General features: G+C 59.3%; 21 protein-coding genes. 6 read left to right on the top strand and 15 right to left on the bottom strand.

Annotated elements, in window-relative coordinates; all coding sequences use genetic code 11:
• Positions 1-26 precede the first annotated feature (26 nt).
• The gene (locus tag C7T36_RS22890) at positions 27-1,217 is read left to right on the top strand and encodes a lipase family protein (RefSeq protein ID WP_045067752.1); all 1,191 of its coding nucleotides are present in this window, start codon (positions 27-29) and stop codon (positions 1,215-1,217) included.
• A 48-nt stretch (positions 1,218-1,265) separates the two neighbouring features.
• The gene (locus tag C7T36_RS22885; RefSeq protein ID WP_033232036.1) at positions 1,266-1,709 is read left to right on the top strand and encodes a DUF5709 domain-containing protein; all 444 of its coding nucleotides are present in this window, start codon (positions 1,266-1,268) and stop codon (positions 1,707-1,709) included.
• A gap of 19 nt (positions 1,710-1,728) precedes the next feature.
• Here the strand turns inward: C7T36_RS22885 and C7T36_RS22880 are convergent, their stop codons facing one another.
• Together C7T36_RS22880 and C7T36_RS22875 are read right to left on the bottom strand one after the other, a co-directional pair.
• Positions 1,729-2,790 (bottom strand): diguanylate cyclase, encoded by a 1,062-nt coding sequence (locus tag C7T36_RS22880; protein WP_045067751.1) that lies wholly within the window; start codon positions 2,788-2,790, stop codon positions 1,729-1,731.
• Between the two features lie 467 nt (positions 2,791-3,257).
• The gene (locus C7T36_RS22875) at positions 3,258-3,626 is read right to left on the bottom strand and encodes a hypothetical protein (protein WP_181317501.1); all 369 of its coding nucleotides are present in this window, start codon (positions 3,624-3,626) and stop codon (positions 3,258-3,260) included.
• 310 nt (positions 3,627-3,936) lie between these two features.
• Between C7T36_RS22875 and C7T36_RS22870 the strand changes: the two genes are divergently transcribed.
• Positions 3,937-4,959 (top strand): hypothetical protein, encoded by a 1,023-nt coding sequence (locus C7T36_RS22870; RefSeq protein WP_045067750.1) that lies wholly within the window; start codon positions 3,937-3,939, stop codon positions 4,957-4,959.
• Here the strand turns inward: C7T36_RS22870 and C7T36_RS22865 are convergent.
• Positions 4,956-5,399, bottom strand: a complete 444-nt coding sequence (locus tag C7T36_RS22865; protein WP_045068090.1) for a MarR family winged helix-turn-helix transcriptional regulator — start codon at positions 5,397-5,399, stop codon at positions 4,956-4,958. The genes C7T36_RS22870 and C7T36_RS22865 overlap by 4 nt on opposite strands.
• Before the next feature lie 117 nt (positions 5,400-5,516).
• Here C7T36_RS22865 and C7T36_RS22860 point away from each other — a divergent pair, with 117 nt between their 5' ends.
• Complete coding sequence (locus tag C7T36_RS22860) at positions 5,517-6,395, top strand: alpha/beta fold hydrolase (protein ID WP_045068088.1); 879 nt, start codon at positions 5,517-5,519, stop codon at positions 6,393-6,395.
• Between the two features lie 21 nt (positions 6,396-6,416).
• Here the strand turns inward: C7T36_RS22860 and C7T36_RS22855 are convergent, their stop codons facing one another.
• The 10 genes from C7T36_RS22855 to C7T36_RS22810 all read right to left on the bottom strand — a co-directional run bounded on the left by C7T36_RS22855 (position 6,417) and on the right by C7T36_RS22810 (position 14,775).
• Entirely contained in the window at positions 6,417-6,953 is a 537-nt protein-coding gene (locus C7T36_RS22855; protein ID WP_045067749.1) for a nitroreductase/quinone reductase family protein, read from the bottom strand.
• A gap of 497 nt (positions 6,954-7,450) precedes the next feature.
• A complete protein-coding gene (locus tag C7T36_RS22850) occupies positions 7,451-8,209 on the bottom strand; it encodes a metalloregulator ArsR/SmtB family transcription factor (protein WP_204368994.1) in 759 nt (252 codons plus the stop codon).
• A gap of 260 nt (positions 8,210-8,469) precedes the next feature.
• The gene (locus C7T36_RS30660; protein WP_239654731.1) at positions 8,470-8,799 is read right to left on the bottom strand and encodes a hypothetical protein; all 330 of its coding nucleotides are present in this window, start codon (positions 8,797-8,799) and stop codon (positions 8,470-8,472) included.
• Positions 8,800-8,935: 136 nt separating this feature from the next.
• Positions 8,936-9,313, bottom strand: a complete 378-nt coding sequence (locus C7T36_RS22840; protein ID WP_258190631.1) for a helix-turn-helix domain-containing protein — start codon at positions 9,311-9,313, stop codon at positions 8,936-8,938.
• Between the two features lie 153 nt (positions 9,314-9,466).
• A complete protein-coding gene (locus C7T36_RS22835; protein WP_045067747.1) occupies positions 9,467-9,868 on the bottom strand; it encodes a hypothetical protein in 402 nt (133 codons plus the stop codon).
• Positions 9,869-10,052: 184 nt separating this feature from the next.
• Positions 10,053-10,253 (bottom strand): hypothetical protein, encoded by a 201-nt coding sequence (locus C7T36_RS22830; protein ID WP_045067746.1) that lies wholly within the window; start codon positions 10,251-10,253, stop codon positions 10,053-10,055.
• A gap of 152 nt (positions 10,254-10,405) precedes the next feature.
• Positions 10,406-11,542, bottom strand: coding sequence for a nucleotidyltransferase family protein (locus tag C7T36_RS22825; RefSeq protein ID WP_045067745.1), 1,137 nt, complete (start codon positions 11,540-11,542; stop codon positions 10,406-10,408).
• Positions 11,521-12,396 carry a hypothetical protein gene (locus C7T36_RS22820; RefSeq protein WP_239654730.1) on the bottom strand — a complete coding sequence of 292 codons (876 nt, stop codon included), beginning with the start codon at positions 12,394-12,396 and terminating at the stop codon, positions 11,521-11,523. The genes C7T36_RS22825 and C7T36_RS22820 overlap by 22 nt, the downstream gene beginning before the upstream one ends.
• Before the next feature lie 8 nt (positions 12,397-12,404).
• Entirely contained in the window at positions 12,405-12,677 is a 273-nt protein-coding gene (locus C7T36_RS22815; protein ID WP_045067744.1) for a PqqD family protein, read from the bottom strand.
• A gap of 28 nt (positions 12,678-12,705) precedes the next feature.
• Positions 12,706-14,775 carry a glycosyltransferase family 2 protein gene (locus C7T36_RS22810; protein WP_045067743.1) on the bottom strand — a complete coding sequence of 690 codons (2,070 nt, stop codon included), beginning with the start codon at positions 14,773-14,775 and terminating at the stop codon, positions 12,706-12,708.
• Between the two features lie 107 nt (positions 14,776-14,882).
• On the opposite strand from C7T36_RS22810, the gene C7T36_RS22805 reads away from it, so the two are divergent.
• Positions 14,883-15,092: a hypothetical protein gene (locus tag C7T36_RS22805; RefSeq protein WP_218020267.1), complete on the top strand. Its 210-nt coding sequence runs from the start codon at positions 14,883-14,885 to the stop codon at positions 15,090-15,092.
• 1,164 nt (positions 15,093-16,256) lie between these two features.
• Positions 16,257-17,648 carry an NAD(P)/FAD-dependent oxidoreductase gene (locus C7T36_RS22800; protein ID WP_045067742.1) on the top strand — a complete coding sequence of 464 codons (1,392 nt, stop codon included), beginning with the start codon at positions 16,257-16,259 and terminating at the stop codon, positions 17,646-17,648.
• Between the two features lie 76 nt (positions 17,649-17,724).
• On the opposite strand, the gene C7T36_RS22795 is transcribed toward C7T36_RS22800, so the two are convergent.
• Together C7T36_RS22795 and C7T36_RS22790 are read right to left on the bottom strand one after the other, a co-directional pair.
• Positions 17,725-18,153 (bottom strand): PaaI family thioesterase, encoded by a 429-nt coding sequence (locus C7T36_RS22795; RefSeq protein WP_033232047.1) that lies wholly within the window; start codon positions 18,151-18,153, stop codon positions 17,725-17,727.
• A 259-nt stretch (positions 18,154-18,412) separates the two neighbouring features.
• Positions 18,413-19,168 carry a hypothetical protein gene (locus tag C7T36_RS22790; protein WP_045068080.1) on the bottom strand — a complete coding sequence of 252 codons (756 nt, stop codon included), beginning with the start codon at positions 19,166-19,168 and terminating at the stop codon, positions 18,413-18,415.
• Between the last annotated feature and the right edge of the window lie 48 nt (positions 19,169-19,216).

The raw sequence follows: 19,216 nt of genomic DNA, 5'->3' as shown, positions 1-19,216 counted from the left end.
AACAATTGAAATTCAGGACTCGACGGATGCTTGCTGGACCGATGCTGGCGACGGCGCTCGCAGTGCTTACGCTCTCCACGACACCGATAACAGCGTCCGCTGCGCCGGCCTCTCTGGATCCAGATCCGTTCTACTCACAAACCGAAGCCGCAACCGGTCCCGTCGGCACACCCATCTCCGTCCGACGAGCCCCTGACCTCTTAACCTTCCCAGGATCCGCAGTCTGGCAGGTGAACTTCAGATCGCTGAACTCGGCAAACAATCCGATCGTCGCGGTCACCACCGTCATAATCCCTCCCAACCACACACCAGACGGCCCGCTGTTGTCGTATCAACACATCGTCAACGCACTGGGCACTGAATGCGCACCGTCACGAGCGCTCTACAGCTCTGACCCCAGGAGCACCTACCGTGAAGCCGTAGCGCTGAACATCGCCCTTCAACGCGGCTGGGCAGTTGCGCTTCCTGACCATCTGGGTCCCACCAGCGCGTACGGCGCCGCGCGACTCGGCGGACAGATCACTCTCGACGGAATCCGCGCTGTGCAGAAGTTGCCCGAACTCGGGCTCACATCCAGTCCCGTGGGAATCGCGGGATACTCGGGTGGCGGTATGGCAACAGCGTGGGCCGCAGCGCTTGCACCGACATATGCCCCTGAAATCAACATCGTCGGCGTTGCCGAAGGCGGTGTACCCATGAACATCACCAAGATGGCAAACGCCCTAGGCCGCGATCCTCACCCGGCATTCGGTCTCGCATTTGCAGCCGCACTGGGTCTCGAACGCGAATACCCGACCGAACTGCCACTAACCAGCCAACTCAACGGTCTAGGACATGCTCTGGCTACAGACTTGACCAACGCCTGCACAACCCAACTCCTCATCACCGGAGCCGGGCGAAGCGCCCTCGACGTAGCGCTGTCGACATCGATGCTGGACAACCCCGACGCCATCAGCGTCATGAACGACAACAGCGTGGAACTCTATCCCGGAGTTCCGACGGCACCGATATACGAATGGCACAGCGCCACAGACAATCTCATTCCGGTCGACTCCGTCGTGGCAACCATGGCCCGATACTGCGCAGCAGGCGCGACCATCCAAAGCGTGTTGGGCCCCAATCTGGATCACCTCACCGTGGGAGCCATCGGGCTACCGGCCGCGGTCGACTATCTGCAAGACCGATTTGCCGGCCGACCGGCACCGAGTAACTGCTGACATGAGCGTTCCGTGGCCAAATCTCGCTCGCGGTGGCATCGTGAAGTCATGAATGATGCGGACGATACCGGCGCAGCAGCCGAAGGTAACTACAGCCTCGATCCAGACGACCAACTGCAACCAGAAGACACTCTGATCGACCGAGGCGTTGACGACATCCTCGACGAAGGGATTTCGCCGCCTGAGCGTCCCTATGCCCTCGGCGATTCGGAAACGGGGGAGACCCTCGACGAGCGTCTTGCCGAAGAAGAACCCGACCCTGCGGCCAAGCTGGGAGATCCGTTATTCGAGCAAGGGGACGCGGAAGACGCTGTCCGCGAAGCGGAATTCCCACCGGACCGTGAAGTGGGCACACGCCGTGCGGGACGCCTTGTTGCCGAGGACGAAGGGCGATACGAGGACGAGGAAAGCAACTTGGTCGCCGAGGACGTCGGTGTTGATGGAGCGGCCGCCTCTGCGGAGGAAGCTGCGATTCATATCATCGAGGACTAGGTTGTTCGAGGGTTGACGGCTACGGCGACGTCATCACGATTGTGTGGACGTGATTTCCGCCCAGTCGTTTGCTCTCGTACATCGCGGAATCGGCGAGACGATGAAGCGCGTCGATTCCGGCTTCCTCGGCGTCCGAATCCAGCCAACTGCCATTGTGGATCGCGATCCCGATACTTGTAGTCGATCGTGGTTCGACAATCGGTGTATTCATTGCGGGGTGGATTCGCGAGATCAGATCACCGACATCAGAGAGCGGCATGATCTGAACCACGATGAATTCGTCACCGCCGACTCTGGCAATTGCCGCATCTGCTCGCGCCCACGCGGTCAATCGATTTGCCGTTCGAATGATGACGCGATCACCGACATCATGTCCGAAAGTGTCGTTGAATTGCTTGAAATTGTCGATGTCGATGACAACCACCAATAGTGACTGGCCGATGCCGGACTTGGATCGAATCAGCTCCGCTGTGCGACGAGCAAGACCGCGGCGATTGAGAAGATCTGTCAGGGGATCGAGCTCCGACCCTTGGGCGTCGTTACTCAGAAGGATCAATGCAATCTGCGTCAGGAACGGAACAACGCTGATGACGCTCACCGCAAAGAGAATTCGCCCAAAGGTATCGAAGAATGTCGTCGGTTCTTCGGTGAAAACACCGCAGCATGCTGCGACGACGATTGTGATCGAAAACAGCAGGTGAACCAGGTGAGCACGCATGTTGTGGAAGAAAGCGATATACGTGCCCATCAGCCCGAACACCAGTGATCCGAGAAGTCGCTGATCAAGATCCGCTTCGGTGAGCACGATAATGGCGATCGACACATCGCTCGCGATGACAAATTGAAGCGAACGGTTTCTGGTAGTCGTGAATACCGGGTATGCCAATCCGCCTATCAGCGCGAGTACACCGATCATCAAGTCAAGCGGAATGCTGCTTACTTGATCGGATGCCGTTCCCAGTCGTTTTCCCACAACGGTGACTCCCATGGAAAAGACCATGAGGCCGATAAGTATTCGTGTGGCCTCGAGGAATCCGTTGCCACGAAGCAAACGGGTAAATCGATCAAACTGGTCAGGCATAGCAAGCCAGCGTTCGACCACTTCACGTATGGGGTTCACTGAGGACGTAAGCCTCGCGAACTCGTGAGCGGAAATTCAGGCATGCTGACAAGTTTAGTCGGTTATCGAATTTCTTAGAGCTTTCTGATCACCCACCAGAAAAGCTCAATATGTCACAGTGACGTATTGAGCTGGGGGACGCGGACCTTGGCAGCTGCCGACCACTAGCCGGAATCCCGCCCAGGCCCGTCAGTATGCCTAGGTCTGGGCCAGACGGCGTTGGTTGCCGTGGGCCCGTGGGGACGGGGCGTGGCGGCGCCGGCAGATCCGAGTCGGCGACCGATTCCACAGGGCCGCGGCCAGTCGGACGCGCGGATACTGACGGGATGAGTGCGTGTCCGTATAGGCACACAGGCATGACGAGAGATTGGGTTCATTCAGGCCATCCGACACATATCCGCAGGTCGGTAATTTGCCGATAATCTACATTATGTCAAGTAGTAGGGATCTGAGTACCTGAAGGACCTTCCCCGTAGATCAGACGTAGATCGAGCACGACGGTTCTGACACGCTCGTTTCCACATCTCGACCTGGAGTCGACGCAGCAACGACGGATGTTGCAGCGGACGGTCCAGGATCTTGCCGCGCGCATCGCGGCGTATTCGGATGAAGGAACTGCAATCCCACAACGCGAGCGCATCACCGTCGCCATACGCCGTTCGGTAATGAATCCCGCTGACGGAATCGCCGGCCGGTTGATCTTCGAATATCGCGCGAGCCCATTCCTTGAGTTGATGCTCTGGGTTCTGCGCCCTGAGCGCGCCCATCCGGATCCAGCGCCCCGCGGTGGTGGACACGACACCACTGCCACGGCTCCCCTGGTCCTGATCGAACCCATTGCCACAGAACGCCACCTGGAGACATCGGCCGCTGCGGCGACTCGAGGGATTTCACCATGCAGCGGCAGTCATTCAGCCTCGGCAAGATCTGCGACCAGATGCAGGCGTGCGCGCCGCGCTTTTGGGGTGGAACCACCGGCACTGTGCTTCCGTGTGGCAACCATCAGACCCTCCCTGCACAAGTTATGAAAGTTAACCGTGTTGTGAACTACGCCGCGCCGGACCATCAGCGCACGACTACGCGGTTACAGGCGACTAGCTTTGGTACATGGATACGGTTTCGATGATGCTGGGCTCGCCTCGTGGTCGGTTTTTCTGTGCAAATATCGGATACGCCTGCAGTACGCACGAGTTGGCGTCGCGTTATGGTCTGCACTCCACACTCGGCGACGTTGTTGATGTCCTCGCTAACGTGGACTTCGGAGCCGTTGCCGCACTGTCCGAAATCGAAATTCTCGACCGGTTCGCCTATGCCGTGGATTTTGCACGCTACTGGCAGCCGCCGGACGAAGAGGACATCGTGTTGGTTGTCCCCCAGGTTGTCGAGCTTCTCCGACCCATCGCGCATGCAGTCTTGGCGTCACCGCATACCCAGTGGTGGGCCGAGCCCGTCGACCTCGTCAACCAACGAATGGTTCAGAAGTACGACCGTACCGATGACCCAGACGTGACGCCCCTGCACATCCGGAAGTTCGAGGACGGACTGGAGCAGTGGCGAGCGCACACGCTGGACTATGAAGCGACGTTCGTCGAGTATCTGAAAGCGGATCCTGACAGGCAGATCGGCGGTGAATGGTGGTCGATCCCAGCCGCGAACGGGGCTTACGACACCACTCGCGCCCAGGACGTCCTCGGAGCCGTCGAGTTGATGCTCGTTGAGGACAGCCCGGGATGGAGTTTCGCTCACGTGTGGCCGGTGAGCATCGACAGAACATCTCGGGTGTACGAGATCTCGAGTCCTGCGGACTGGGCTCACCTCGTCGACACCTATCCCCTCGCTGTACCGGCATCGCGTCGTTCCGTTTGGTACGACACCACGGGCGAGTATCACGACTGGTTCATTCCGGATTGGAGCAAGGTAGTCAACGACTACGACGCAGTTCACCTGAGCATGATCGGCTATCTCACCACTCCGGGTATCACGATTCCTCTGTCCGCCCGCTCAGGTGCCACCGTACTTGCGGGCTGGAATCCCGATACCACATTCTGGCTGAACACCAGTTTTATCACCGTCGACGGCAACATGACCGCCTGGCGCCCGAACTCTGAAAATCTCTGGGAGCCAGTCTAATCGGCTGGTGCCTGCGATCCTCGGGCGACCTCGACCGCAGCACTCATTTTCGTCAAGAACTCGCCTATCGTCGTCAATTGCGTCGGCGAAAAGGATTCCAAGACGTCGGTGGCCTGGCCGATCAGCGGTCCGAAAAATGACCATCCCAGATTCTTGGCGCTATCGGTGACATCGATAATCACGCGTCGACGATCACTCATGTCTCGTTCTCGAACCACCAGGCCGCGTTGTTCCACACGGTCGATCAATGCTGTTACCGACGCGGAGTTCAAACCCAGTTGCTGCCCCAGCCATCCCGGCGTGGCTGGTTGTCCCGCGCGTTCAGCGTCAAGAAGGCTGATCAGCGCTCGCACATCTGTGGAGTGAAGTTGATGCTGCGCTGCGAAGTTCGCACCGAACAGATCCAGCTGCACGACCAACGCCCGCAGTAGATGCACCATCTCGTGACCGCTGGTAGTCGACTTATTCGTGTCGGTCACTTCCACTCCTCCGCTCGACGCAATTAGTTCCATTGTCTATTATCTCGACTATCGAGATAAATGAGGATGGAGTTCTCAATGCCTGCATCATCGATCGATCAGTTCGCGGCAACCGATAGCGGTGTGGCCTTCTACGCTGCCTACGATTCGGTACTGTCCACCTGGCCGGACGACACAACTTCTATTGAGATCGAATCCGACTACGGCACAACTCATGTCAATGTATGCGGCCCTGAATCAGGCCCTCCGGTCGTTCTTCTACCAGGAGGTGGAGCAACATCGACCGTGTGGTTTGGCAATGTGACTGCGCTCAGCGGACAGAACAGAGTCCATGCAGTGGATCTGATGGGAGATGTCGGACGCAGCACCGCCCACGGCAAACCGATGAAGACTGTCGATGACCTGCGTGACTGGCTGAAGAGCGTCATAGACGGGCTAGACCTCGACTCCCCCAGCATCATCGGCCACTCGTACGGAGCCATGATCGCCTTGGCCTACGCGCTACACAATCCCGACAGAGTGAGTCGGCTCATATTGATCGACCCCAATTCCTGCTTTGCCGGCATGAGGATGCAATACCTGGTGCATGCACTACCAATTCTTTTGCGCCCGAACGAAAAAAGGGAACGGACGTTCATCGAATGGGAAACCGGTGGTGCATCGCTGGATGAGGACTGGATGTCACTCCTCACTCTTGGGGCAGCACACTTTCCAAAATCGAAGACGATTGTGCCGAAGCGCCCCGGCAGGAAGAAGTTGGCGGGGTTTTCCGTCGACACCACGGCCATCCTGGCGGGACGAAGCAAAGTTCATGACAGCAGCCGAGTTGCGGCTTTGATACGTGCATCGCTCCCCCACGCGAAGACTCTGATTCTCGCTTCGGCGACACACCACGCACTTCCGATGGTGCCGGCACAAGAGCTGAACGCCGCACTGTGCTCCGCACTGGGGCGCTAGTCAGTCAGTGCTTGTGCTCTTTCACCGTGGAACAAGACAGAATATTCGCAGATCGCGGTCCGTACGATCTCGATATCTCGCATAGGCCTCACCGATTGCAACGAACCTTTCGAAGGTGCACTCTTTCTCCGCGCCTAACAGCGGTGTCGCTTCCACCGGTACATCCACACCGCCAATGGTGACGGTGGCATGGGTGTTGACCAGCAGGTTGTTCGACCAGGCCGGGTGATGGTCCTGACCGAAGTTGCTTCCCACGACAAACAGTTGACCGTTTTCGCGGACGTATGTCAGCGGAGTTGTGTGAGGTTGCCCGGTCTTTCGGCCGACTGTCGTCAACAGCAGAAGTGGCAATCCGAGCGGCCCGAGGATCGTGTACCGACTCTTACTGCGTTGCAAAATCCACCGATCCAACGGTGTTGCAGTACGAATGAGCCACGATCCGACCTTGCTCGACGCGAAGACAGTGACGGGTTTACGCAATATGGGCCTGTCATGGCTCCACCTGACGTCAGGAAACGAATCTGCCGGGTGGCTCGGATTGTCGCGATTCTTGTCCACAATCGTTCCTCGGTTCGGAATAATTCGCGCCGCTAGACGCGCTCTCCCCCGGATCCAGCTTCCTCAATTCCATCGCAGCCGATGTTTACGCACAAGGGTTCGTCAAACATGCGAAATCGTGACAGGTCGAACCCTGTTGTCTGTGCGTTGTGCCCGACTTTTTTGTGGGTTGGTGAGGTGTGCGTGGACTTGTGTTGTGGTGTTGTGCACGTTATTGACCACATGCATTCGGGAAATTAGGTGGTTCCGTCACCGTCCGATATAAGGCAATCGGAATAAAGAAATCAACGACAAGACGCCAATTTTTTAGCGAGCTGTCCTGTTCGATCAGCCAACCGCGATCGAAAACCGCACTATCACATGGGTTTTCTCGGAAATTGGGCCGACTGCCACTCCCCCCTGAGCGCTGCACGACACTACCTCAATCACTCCCCCAGGCTTGCCGGCGCCCGGTCCACGAGTTCCTCCCCTTCCCCGTGAACCGGCCCGACTACCCTTCAGTTGGCCGGCATCTCCCAGGGCGTGTCAGGCAGTACGTGCCCGGTCTCGAGCAGCGACTTGAGGTTGGACAGAATTGCCGGCCAGCCCCGGGAAATACTGCTGTGTGCTTCCTCGTCAGCAAGGTTTTCGTGCACTACGGTGAGGCGAACAATCGAGCCGTACGGTTCGATTGTGTACGTCACCCGGGAGGTAGTGTCCTCGCTGGGATTGTCAGGAGACGCCCATGATGTAACCAGCCGGCTCGGCGCGTCACTTTCGATGACAGTGCCCACGACATCAGCGATACCGGAACCATCGGCGCGGCGGTGCTCCCACGAGGATCCGACATTCCAGTCGGAGACGTTCTGGTGCCCCCAATACGCCGCCGTGAGGTCAGCGTCGGTGAGTGCTCGCCACACCGCTTCCGGTGTGCTCTCGATGTAGGTGACGTATTTGTAGGTGGGCTTGACGGTCATTTCTGCCTCCGCATGTCGTTTGATTGCACTCAGCGCCTGAAGTCGCGAGTGTTCGAAAGTGTCAATCCATCGTTCGCGAATCTCCTCGAGTGGAACAGGATTGAGATAATGACGCTTCTCTCGACCATGGCGCACGTGGCTCACCAGATTTGCCGCCTCGAGCACGGCCAGGTGTTGGGTTGCAGACTGACGTGTCATCGTCACGCGCTCACATAACTCCCCCAGCGTCTGACCATTGTCTTCGCGCAGGCAGTCGAGAAGGAACCTGCGCGTTGGATCAGCCAGTGCTTTGAAAACCAGGTCGGTAGATGACGCCATGGACACATGATATGCAGGCAAATGACTGCATGTCTAGCGTTGCACAACAAACCAATCAGTTCGAATTTTCGAATTTCGGCAAACCACAAGGCCAAATCGAGGCCGACCGTCGAAGGCTTGAGCACTAGCGTGGAGGTAGCAACCGAAGCTTCTGTTCAGCGCCGCAGCGCTGCTGCCGAAATCGGAAGACCCGTTGCCACAAGACGGTCGCACACATCCGCTGGCGTCCCCGGAGGATTTCGTCATCCCGCTGCAGTCGCACTGACCGCCTGATGAACCCGCACCCCGTCGAGGTTGAACAAATCCATCACGAACTCGTCCGGATGCTTGGCCTCGACGCCGAATTGGGCGAGTTCGGATTCCGGAAAGTCCCGCAGATTCGCGGTGACAATGACCTGGGCTCCCGCTCGGATCGCTGCGGCAAACACATGCCGATCATTGACATCAGGCAGCGTCAGGGCGGGGATGAGTTTTTCGTAACCAGTGATCAGACAGTCCGGAACCGCGACATTCATCAACTCACGCAACTTGTCCAGTTTCGCGATCGGGATGTCCGGACGGTCCTGCGCCAAGTTCCCGAAAGCTTCGTCGAGAATGCGGTCTGTCCAACGGGCAAGAACAAGCCCGGTCTACGCGAGCCGTATCAACACATCTCGTAGAACATTGGGGTACAACACGTTTGCGTCGTACAACACGGTGAAGGTCACGTCAGTACAGCCCGAGCTCTTCCGTGTGAGCTGCCAACTCGTCGGCGGCACTGCGCGCGGCGCCAAGCTGAGACCGCCGATAGGCAATCAGCGACGATGCGAGGATCCGGCGATGACGCCCGACCAACCGATACTCGATCTGTCGTTCGTCGAGCAGCTTGATCACATGTGGGCGAGAGACATTGAGCATCTCGGCGGCCTGCTGCGTGGTCAACTCGCCATGCGCCGGGACGACCGTGACACCTTGCCCGGCAGCCATATTCGCCAACACATCCCGGATCAACTCGAATGCTGCACGTGGCAAATGTAGCGACTCCGCAGTGCCCGCAACCTTGAGTTCAAGCGTCTCCCCCACGTCGGGTTCGACACCGCGCAGCACCTGCAACGCCTGACGCGCCTGTTCCTGCTCGATGACACTGGAACCATCGACACCTCGAGGCTCCGGTGGTCGACTGATCTTCCATATCCTCGGCTGACGTCGAGAGGGGGTCTTCTTAAGGGTGACCGGCCCCATTCGTGAGTCGGGACTGGCTCACCACCCTGAACTCCCAGGTGATCCGAAGTTGCTGGGCGTTAAGGAGAAATTACCCGCAGCCAGAACGAAACCCAGAACGAAGTCCAACGAGGTGCCCACAAAGGAGTCGCCAAAGGAGTCGTTGACCGCTTGAGGGGCCGAGGCGCGCGCCCCGATCGGCGGGATCATCATCCCTATCGGGAGGGTGCCCGCAGGTAGGTTGAGGACGGCGTTGATGTCGTAGACGGTGTTGTCGGCAGTGTTGGTCACCGAAAACGAGACGCTGCCGAAGTCGGTGACCGGACTATCTGCTGACGCGGTACCAACTGCACTGCCGAGGGTGATCCCGACAGCAAGTGCGCCGGCTCCAAGCAACGAGGTGGTCCGGGACCAACGAGCGGGCGTTTCGAGACCATTCACAGATGTACTCCTTTTCGTGGTGACAGCTTCCGTGCACGCGAGGCGGAGCAGCCACGAGATTGCAACCATTACCGAGGAAGATAACGGACATTCACCTCATAGCGGGGTAGTTCAACACGAAGTGTTCCGCCACTGAATGCGAAGCTGCTGCACGCATCAGGTGGCGATGGGAGCGCCGTGGCGGCTACGACAGGTACGGCACCAGCGGCAGGTTGAAGAACCAGTTGGCCAGACCGACGAAGATCGGCTCGAGCCACGGCCGGACCTGCGGACCCATCCACCAGTACGGGTCCGGTCCACCCGGCGAGGCGGCAGCGAACCCACCGCCGAGGAACAGTGCCAGGACAACAGTGGCGACGACAGTCAGAACCCGCGCTCGTGTCATACCTGGGGTATCGCGCGGCAGTCCTCTGTCCGTTACCGGCGCGCCCACCGGTAACTCTAAGGCGGTCGGTTTCGAGTCCTTCTGAACGCAGATCTGTCTAGCGGAGCTGCTGTACATGATCAACGAGAAAGCTGAGAAAGTAGAGAACTTCCCTAAGCATGCGCGGAGGTGCGCTGCGCGTCACCGAGTGCGGTCCGCGCGCGGCGGGTGAAATACGTCAGTCGGGCGCGTGCCAGCGAAATTCCGCGCAGCTCCTGTCCTGCCCTGATCGAGAGTCGATCACGATCGAGGAACAGCGGAACCATGACCAGATCCCGGTAGAGCGAGTGCATGCGCGGGTGATCCGCCAACCACAGCGTCCATCGCCACCACAGACGTGCCGACGCAGTTACGCCGACAACGCTTGTGCCGAAGACTGATTCCACGGCTGCCAACTGCACGGTGACGGCCCGGCGAACGTCGCGCGCCATCCGGCGGCTCGCCAATGCGTGGCCGATCGACGGATCATGAGCAAGTAGATATCCGACGTCGAAAATACTGTTCAGCGCTAGATCAGCGCGTACCAATGCCCGGTCGGCAAGGCGGGCATGGGAGATAACGTGCAGGGCCACATCGTCAAGCGCGAGTTTCGGGCCGGCCGACGACACGATGTTCTGCACCGCACGCTCTCGGGTGAGCGCGTGTCGGGCAAAGCGCGGCAGAAGGTGTGCGTGGATTTCGACGGAACCATGTCGATCGTCTCGAAGCAGCGCTGGTTCCTGATGGTCGTCGTGATCGATGGAATCTGCGGACACCTCGTCGGAGCGCACCATGCGGTATCCGTGGTTGATGATCGCGTCGTTGGCGGGGACCGCGTGAGCAAGGTCCACGACAAGCAGATCTATGTCGGTCATCCGCCGCGCCGCGGGATTGGGCCAGATGTTGCGTTCGAGTAACGCCGCGCCTTTGAGTGCAACAGTGGGAAACCCCTTGTCGCGCAGCATCTCCTGAAGTTCAGCCCGCTGAGATTCCAGATCGGCGATTCGCAGCGTATTGCGATGATGCACCAGGCTCAGTGTCAATTGTGGGCTGGATACGTCGGCGGTCGATGTTGCCAGCATCGTTGCAAAACTCGGAGACAGAATCGAGGCGAACTCAGCGTCGACAGCGGCCGCGGCGAGTAGCGGTAGCGCCTTGTGCCGCGCGGCAACGTCGATAAGACGCGGCCAGTCGTCATCACTACATGAACGGATGACCTCAGCGCCGTCCTCGGCGTCGAGCATCGCGATCAGATACTGCGTGTCACGCACGACGCCACCAATTCCTCGACGGCCGCGATCCCGGAATCCAGGTGCTGGCGGGTCAAACTGAAGCACGCCGTATTCGACAACAGCGCTGCGATGTTTCGGAGCGTCAGCCGGTGATTGTCTGACCACAGTGCGGATTGTTCGGCCAACGATTGCAAAGCTACGGCGGTGGGCACTGGCTCAACACGCGTCGTGTCGCTCCACCCCTCGAGGATCAACAGCACATCGATCCCCCGCAACCCGGCCACGACGTCAGGTGGCGTGGGCAATGATGTCGGGTCAAGTGCCCACACCGGGGGTTCATACGGCAGATGCAGCAGCTCGCGGCTGCTGATCTCCGGCAATACATCGAACGTGCCCGCCTTGACGTGGACGCGGCGCGGTAGACCGACAGCTTCTTCACCTCGGATGAAGACGCCCTCGTCCGCGTGAAGCTGTGCGCCCCGCAGGGCGAGCGCCAACGAAAGCGTGGTCTTCCCTGCCCCCGAGTGCCCGGCAATCGCCACCCGCACGCCGCCACAATCCACCAGAGCAGCGTGCAACCGCGTCCACTGGTCGATGCGAGCCGCGGTCATGACATCGCGGTGCACGGTGCGATAGATACTCTCGGCGGCCTGCAGACCGTCGAGTCCGACCAGGTTTTCACGGGTCGCATCGATTGTGGAGCGGATGGTCGCATCCCATCGCCCTGGCACCGATTCGCTGGGCACAACGTGCGCGTCTACCCGGTGGTTCGCAGACCACGGGCTGGCAACCTTGTGTTCGACGACGCGAACTTCGGGAACCGCGGTGCCCGTGACGTGTGCGTCGACCCATAGGTACTGCGAACGGATGTTCTCCGCACCGCCAGGTGTCACCTAGGACCTCACACCAACAACCGTGACGTGTTCAGCTGTCCGTAAGTTTCAACGACAACGGATTGCGCTTCAACAGTGGGGATTTCGAGGACTTCGGCGACAGCGTCGACTATGTCGCCGACAGTCCGCCCGTCGCACAGTTCCCAGACCAAGGTCGCAACGGGATTGAGGTGATGCGCTACCTCACTGGAGCTGTCGTAGAGAACAACTCCGTCAGCAAGATCATTGCTTTCCACGCTGTGTGCGCGCTGCGGCCGGGTGTCTACGAGCAATTCGGTCAAGGGAGCCTCCCGTGGATGTGTTGTGCAATCAGAGTGTGAAGCGTCGTGAGTATTCGGATTCGAGTGCGCCTGAACGGAGCAAGGTCCGGTTGGTGGCGATACCTGGCGACAACGACAGGCAGGTCAGCATGCCTGACGCGCCGGCATCCACTACAAACTCAGCGAGGGAACGATATCGACCAGCCCACTGCGCAAACTCGGCGGATTGCGATTCAGGATCGGGAATGGCGACAAGTAGCGTCTCGTACGCACGAGAATTCACAAGTACCGCATGCACCCCACGGTTTTCCGCGCTGACTCGAATCAACGAAGAATCACCAAAAAGGGTTCCGTCGTGTGACTTCGGATCATGGCCGAGATGCACCACGTCCCACTCGAGATTGTCGAGTTCAGTGCGTGCTGAGTCGAGTATCAACGACGACACATCGAGCAGATCGAGATTGTCGGCCGCGACGAGAACCGAACCCCATTCTTTCTCTGCTGCCCGTGTGATGGCACGACGCCAGGAGACCGCAAATCCGATTGCCGGGTTCGCGCGGTCCTCGTACGCCGAAATTCTCTCTACCCCAGCGATGTTCGCGAGTCGATTGAACTTCCGCCACGAGTGCGACCAGCTTTCGCGGTCCGTATCGAGATTTACCAGGGCCACTCCCATGGTGGCCACCGAATCATCGCCGGAGGTTGCCCGGCGGCGTGCCAGATCCTGTTTCAGCGTTACAGCGCTCGCCCCCTCAGAGACGAGCCAAACCGGCAGGGAGAACTCATCCTCACCCATGCGGGTGATGCAGTCGGACAGCCGGTCACGCAAACGCTCGTAGGCACTACTGCGCACGATCAACACCGCACCGGACACGTCATTTTCGGCCCCGTTGATAACTGCACAATCGACGTCTTCGGCGAGATCGATCATGACGTTTCGAAGTTTGTACGGCAGCGCACCGTCGATGACGTTGTGTTCCGACAGGAAGACCACGGACTTCCAGCCCAACAGAATCGCCTTGTCGATTCCTGCGACAAACGCACTCGCCGGTCGCCACGGATCCTCGGTGTCTTCCGCTGGCACGACTCGGTGCACTGCAACATCGACCGACTCGGCCTCGGCTAGGCACGACCGCCATGGCGCGACGCGGCAATCGTCACTCAGGACGAGCAGACCACCGAAGATCAGCTCGGGCTTCTGCACGCTCCGCTCGGCGCGCTCACGAATGCACGGGTACGAGTTACCCAGATGTTTGGAGAACTGACGGTGTACAGACTCGACATCCCAACCGATCTCCTGCCAACCGAGGAGGTAATTGTGAATCCGGTCGTCCCAGTTGATGCGATACGGCACCCCGGCCGGGCGTTCGAATCGGTGCAACCAGCCGAATGACGGCAAGCACACCACTTTCCCGCCGTTGATCCGGAATTTTTCGTGAATATAGCCCTCTTCACCACCAAACCCGGTGAAGTGCGAGTTCAGTCCGGGCCACGCCTCACGTCGACACGCAAACGACCCCAAACCTTGCATGGGGATCTCGAATGGAACGTCGGGGTTTTCCTTCGCCCGCGGATCGACACCCCAGGCGCCGAACATCCCTCGCCGCCAGACCGGCTCCATGTGTGTGGCCGCGATGTGTGACGAGTCCTGCGACAGCATCGGGCCCTGGATCAGATCATCTGTTTCCGGATGCGCGTCGAAGTAGTCCAGCAGCGACTCCAATGACCCAGGAGACAGGATCACGTGGGAATCGAGCACTAAGACGTACTTTCCAGTTGCCTTGCGGAACAGCACATCCCGAACGGCAGTCGAACGTACCTCGGTGAACGGTATATACCGGAACCGGTCCACGTACTTCGCGAAGGATTCGAGCATCGGTGCCGGCAACCCCTCGGGGAAATTGTCCAACAACACGAACTCGACTCGATCGAGGACTTCACGATGGTGAGTCAATATCGAGTGGATAGTGAAATACGCGCCATCGAAATCGTCATACGTCGCAATTGCAATCGTCAGATCCACTGGATTCCCGTGAGGCGGTGTCTCCTTCACCTTCACGGTGCCCGCGCTCTGAAGTTTTTTCAGAGCGCGGTGCAGCGCGGCATCGAACTCACTCATCGTGTGGGTAGCCCCTCGTAATCGACAAGGATCAGGTCGGCTCGGTGGGATTTGTGGGTACTGTCGGGATTGTAGGTTCGGTCGGGTCAGTCGGAGCTGTTGGCTCGGTGGGGTTGGTGGGTCCCGCCGGGATGGTGGGTTCCGTCGGCACCGTGGTGGTTGTTGTGCCGCCCGAACCCGAGGAACTCCCCGACGATCCCGAGCTACCCGAACTGGATCCCGATGAGCCGGAAGATCCGGAACTACCTGACGAACCTGATGACCCCGAAGAACCAGAGCTACCCGAAGATCCCGAAGACCCGGAACTGCCGGGCTGACCGGATCCGCTGTCGCCCTGACCCGGCTGGCTGCCTTGACCGCCTTGGCCGTTCTGTCCTTGCTGACCACGATTCGGCAGACCCGACAAGTTCGGTGTGTCTCCCGATGCAAATGCCGGTGCGGCACCACCCAGGCTGATGGACGTCACTACCGGAACTGTGACCGCAGAAGCTGCAAGCACAGTTTTCACAAATTTCCGTCGATCTACCGGAACAGTCTGAAAAGCATCGCCACCCACGGGTGTCCTCCCGAATCCATTCATTCACGCTCAATTGACCTGTTTGCGACAAAGCTAGCATCCATCTAGCGAACAAACCGACCCAAAACGCTGATTTTGGTCGAATTCAGCAATCTTTTCTAATCCCTCTGCGGGTTTCGTTCGATTACCGAACCAATCCTCATTTCTCCCTATGTCGTAATTGTCCGATTCTGTAAATGGGGATTCCCTGGACGCCGATTGGACGTTCGGGCAGATTCTCATGATCGCGAATCACCCTTGTAGATACTCTGTTTCAGGCAGGATGCCGTTCCAACGGTGGACCAAGAGGGGCGTCACCTCGGCCGAACAGTCGAAGCGCTTACCGCGTCGCGACAAGAATCATGCGTTCGGTACACCGGACCGCCACGGCACATCTGTGAGGACTGCATACTTTCGGCAACGCCGACGGCAAACCATCAGCGATAACTGACCGACCAATACGATAGCTGGCCCGTCGCGATCCGCGCTTCCAATCGGACCGTAGGCGGAACCCGTAATTCACAGTGCGCTCCGGCGCGCCACGACGGGGTTATGCCGACGAATCCACGGCACATCAGTACCGTGATGTGAGCGAGCCAACTTTTGGCATTAAAAGGAGAGGGTCAACACATGGACTTGGCAGCAATTGGTGTGGGCGTCGGGTACGCGTCTGTCGCGTTGTCGATCTTGGTTTTCGTAGGCGGTTGTATCGCCCTGTTCATCCTGTCGATTCGGCAGTAAACCGGCGCTCTCGCGCTCGGCGCGATCATCCAGCCGTTCCTACTTGTCCGATGCGGCAAGTAGGACCCTGGGGACACTTCACTTGATCGATTCCGGAAGAGTCGGACATCTTGCGGACTCGCAGAGAACCTCAGCGTAGGTGGGACTACCGTAGAACCGTCGTCTACAACTCGAGGAGCACGGAATGAGCATCCAGTCGGTTGAATCGCACCGCCACCGCGTCGTGGTGATCGGTTCCGGCTTCGGTGGATTGTTCGGCACACAGGCTCTCAAAAAAGCCGATGCCGAAATCACGATGATTGCGCGCACCACCCATCATCTTTTCCAACCCCTTCTCTACCAGGTAGCCACGGGAATTCTGTCCGTCGGCGATATCGCGCCGGCAACCCGATTAGTACTCCGCAAGCAGAAAAATGCGCAGGTACTGCTCGGTGAGGTCGAGACGATCGACTTGGAGAAGAAGACCGTAACTTCACGGCTGTTGGAACGGGTTACCGTGACGCCGTTCGACAGTTTGATCGTCGCTGCGGGCGCCGGACAGTCGTATTTCGGAAACGATCACTTTGCCGAATTCGCGCCAGGTATGAAAACAATCGATGACGCGCTCGAGTTGCGCGGTCGCATTCTCGGCGCGTTCGAGCAGGCAGAACTGTCGGACGATCCCGCCGAGCGCGCGCGCCTGCTCACGTTTGTTGTTGTCGGCGCAGGCCCGACGGGTGTTGAGCTCGCGGGTCAGATCGCGGAATTGTCGCGTCGCACCCTCGATGGCGCATTCCGGAAGATCGATCCCCGTGAGGCTCGGGTAGTTCTCCTTGACGGTGCGCCCGCTGTGCTTCCGGTCTACGGCGGCAAGCTGAGCCGCAAGGCCGCAGAAACGCTCGAGGGCCTCGGCGTCGAGATTCAGTTGGATGCCATGGTCACTGACGTCGACAACGACGGACTGATCATCAAGGAGAAGGACGGCACACTGCGCCGCATCGAGTCGCAGTGCAAAGTGTGGTCGGCCGGTGTTCAGGCGAGCCCTCTCGGCAAGCAGCTGGCAGAGCAGAGCGGCGGCGAGACAGACCGCGCCGGTCGGGTCATGGTCAACCCGGATCTGTCGCTGCCGGGTCATCCCAACGTGTTTGTTGTCGGCGACATGATGTCGCTGGACAAATTGCCGGGCTTGGCGCAGGTTGCGATGCAGGGCGGCAAGTACGCTGCCAAGCAGATCAAAGCCGAGATCGACGGACAGGCACCCACTACTCGCGTTCCGTTCAAGTACTTCGACAAGGGAAGTATGGCCACCATTTCGCGATTCAGCGCGGTGGCAAAGGTGGGCAAGCTCGAAATCAGCGGTTTCATCGGCTGGGTGGCGTGGTTGGCCATCCACCTGTTGTATCTGGTCGGTTTCCGCTCACGTGTGTCCACGATCCTGTCGTGGACGGTGACGTTCTTCGGCCGTGGCCGTGCTCAGATGGCGTCGACCGAGCAGCAGGTGTTCGCGCGAAATGCCATGGGCGAGTTGGAGAAACACAACAAATCCAAGGCGGCGGTCGAGAGCGGAAAAGGCAAACCGGAACAGGCTGCCGGCTGAGCCTCTCGATTGACACGGAAAACGGCGGTGGAATCTGATTCCACCGCCGTTTTGTTGTCCTCGGACCTCGCCGTCGTCAGTTGCCGATCGCTGAGGTGTCCGTGATGTTCGCAAGGCGCACCTGCCCCTTGGACACCAGTCGACCTTGCTCATCGGTGATGCGCACCTCCCACAACTGGGATGTACGACCGCGATGAATCGGGTTGGCCTCCGCGGTCAGCGTCCCTTCGCGTGTCGCGCGCAGGAAATCGGTGTTGTTGTTGACGCCGACAACGTGTCCGCGCTCCCCCAGCCACACCGTGCCGCCGATGCTGGCCAGTGATTCCACTACGGAGCAGTACACGCCGCCGTGCTGGATACCGGCCGGCTGGTGAAGCGTCGGCTTGACCGTCCACTGAGCGCGAACTCGATCTGGTGTCACGTCGGTGTATTCCAGCCCGATGGTGGCGTCGAAACCGGTTCCCAGCAAGCTCTTCATGTCTGCGATGTCAGCTGTGTCGGACATGCCTTCTCCATCTGTGTTTCCCGTGGCGCCGGTGCGGCGGCCGCTGACTACTTGCCTACACCAGCCGTAACTCGAGCGACGATTCAGGTCCGTAAAGACGAACAGGCGGGTTCCGCATCGTGACGATGCGGAACCCGCCATGGGAAGGACCGGGAGTCTCTGCAGCCCTCAGGACTCCGGCGCGGTCCGGCAGTTTCTTGAACTCGGCGGGTTGTTCTCCCCGCTTTGCATTGCTCAATCATAGGCAAGGTTTACCTAATTAAGCAAGCGTTTCGTCAAATTGATTCCAACGGGGGCGCACTGCGATCTTCCGACGAGACCGCACCGGCACTCCGGCGCCGACAAATGCGTCGAGCAGTCCCTGACCTCGGCGCTGCGCTGCCGTTTCGCCGCCACCCGCGAGAATCGGGACGTACGCAGTTGCTCCCAGGATGGCTTCGCCGACCAAACCCCAGAATCGATAGGGATCTATCGGCGCGCAACGAGATACAGCGGCGAGCACTGCATGCAGGGCTCCAAGGCACCTGTGCGCGGTCCAGACGAAAAGCGCTTCCTCACAGGGCATGCCGACAACGCCATCCCGGCCGTACTCGGTACCGCCCGGCGCCACGCGCAGCGTTTCGTCAACCACGCCTGCCCAGTCGATACCACTGTCGCTGTCCATATGTATCCAGAGGTTCTCGAGACCTGGATCCCACGCCGAGCCCTCCGCCACAATGGAAGCGGTTACCCTGCCGACAACGGCGTGGATCAAGGACGTCGCAACCTGGATTGCCGCGGCCTCCGGATTGTCCAGGTCCTGGAGAGATCGCAAATACAGCTGTTCGACTCGTTCACTGTGCAGACCGGTGCTCAGTTTCCACCATCGGCGTTTGCCCTCACCAGCCATGGCAGCAACTGCATACACGCGCGGGTAATCGGGGTTGAGCCCCCGTAAGCGTGTGCAGGTGCGGCTGAATGCGTCAGTCCGGAAATCCAAGTCACGAATCTGCACATGCTCGGTGGTGAGGGTCATGGTCACCATGCACTCCAATCGGCCGTAGGGGTCTTACACACTCAACAT

Origin of the sequence: Rhodococcus sp. AD45-ID, assembly GCF_003023755.1 — a bacterium.
Classification (GTDB): Bacteria; Actinomycetota; Actinomycetes; order Mycobacteriales; family Mycobacteriaceae; genus Rhodococcus_F; species Rhodococcus_F globerula.
Note: the sequence above shows the minus strand (reverse complement) of the source record. Positions and strands in the feature narration are given on the sequence as shown.

Excerpts from the sequence above, each read along its gene's own strand:
- C7T36_RS22890 (WP_045067752.1), top strand. The coding sequence starts at position 27 with ATGCTTGCTGGACCGATGCTGGCGACGGCGCTCGCAGTGCTTACGCTC.
- C7T36_RS22885 (WP_033232036.1), top strand. The coding sequence starts at position 1,266 with ATGAATGATGCGGACGATACCGGCGCAGCAGCCGAAGGTAACTACAGC.
- C7T36_RS22880 (WP_045067751.1), bottom strand. The coding sequence starts at position 2,790 with ATGCCTGACCAGTTTGATCGATTTACCCGTTTGCTTCGTGGCAACGGA.
- C7T36_RS22870 (WP_045067750.1), top strand. The coding sequence starts at position 3,937 with ATGGATACGGTTTCGATGATGCTGGGCTCGCCTCGTGGTCGGTTTTTC.
- C7T36_RS22865 (WP_045068090.1), bottom strand. The coding sequence starts at position 5,399 with ATGGTGCATCTACTGCGGGCGTTGGTCGTGCAGCTGGATCTGTTCGGT.
- C7T36_RS22860 (WP_045068088.1), top strand. The coding sequence starts at position 5,517 with ATGCCTGCATCATCGATCGATCAGTTCGCGGCAACCGATAGCGGTGTG.
- C7T36_RS22830 (WP_045067746.1), bottom strand. The coding sequence starts at position 10,253 with ATGACACGAGCGCGGGTTCTGACTGTCGTCGCCACTGTTGTCCTGGCA.
- C7T36_RS22810 (WP_045067743.1), bottom strand. The coding sequence starts at position 14,775 with ATGAGTGAGTTCGATGCCGCGCTGCACCGCGCTCTGAAAAAACTTCAG.
- C7T36_RS22800 (WP_045067742.1), top strand. The coding sequence starts at position 16,257 with ATGAGCATCCAGTCGGTTGAATCGCACCGCCACCGCGTCGTGGTGATC.
- C7T36_RS22795 (WP_033232047.1), bottom strand. The coding sequence starts at position 18,153 with ATGTCCGACACAGCTGACATCGCAGACATGAAGAGCTTGCTGGGAACC.
- C7T36_RS22790 (WP_045068080.1), bottom strand. The coding sequence starts at position 19,168 with ATGACCCTCACCACCGAGCATGTGCAGATTCGTGACTTGGATTTCCGG.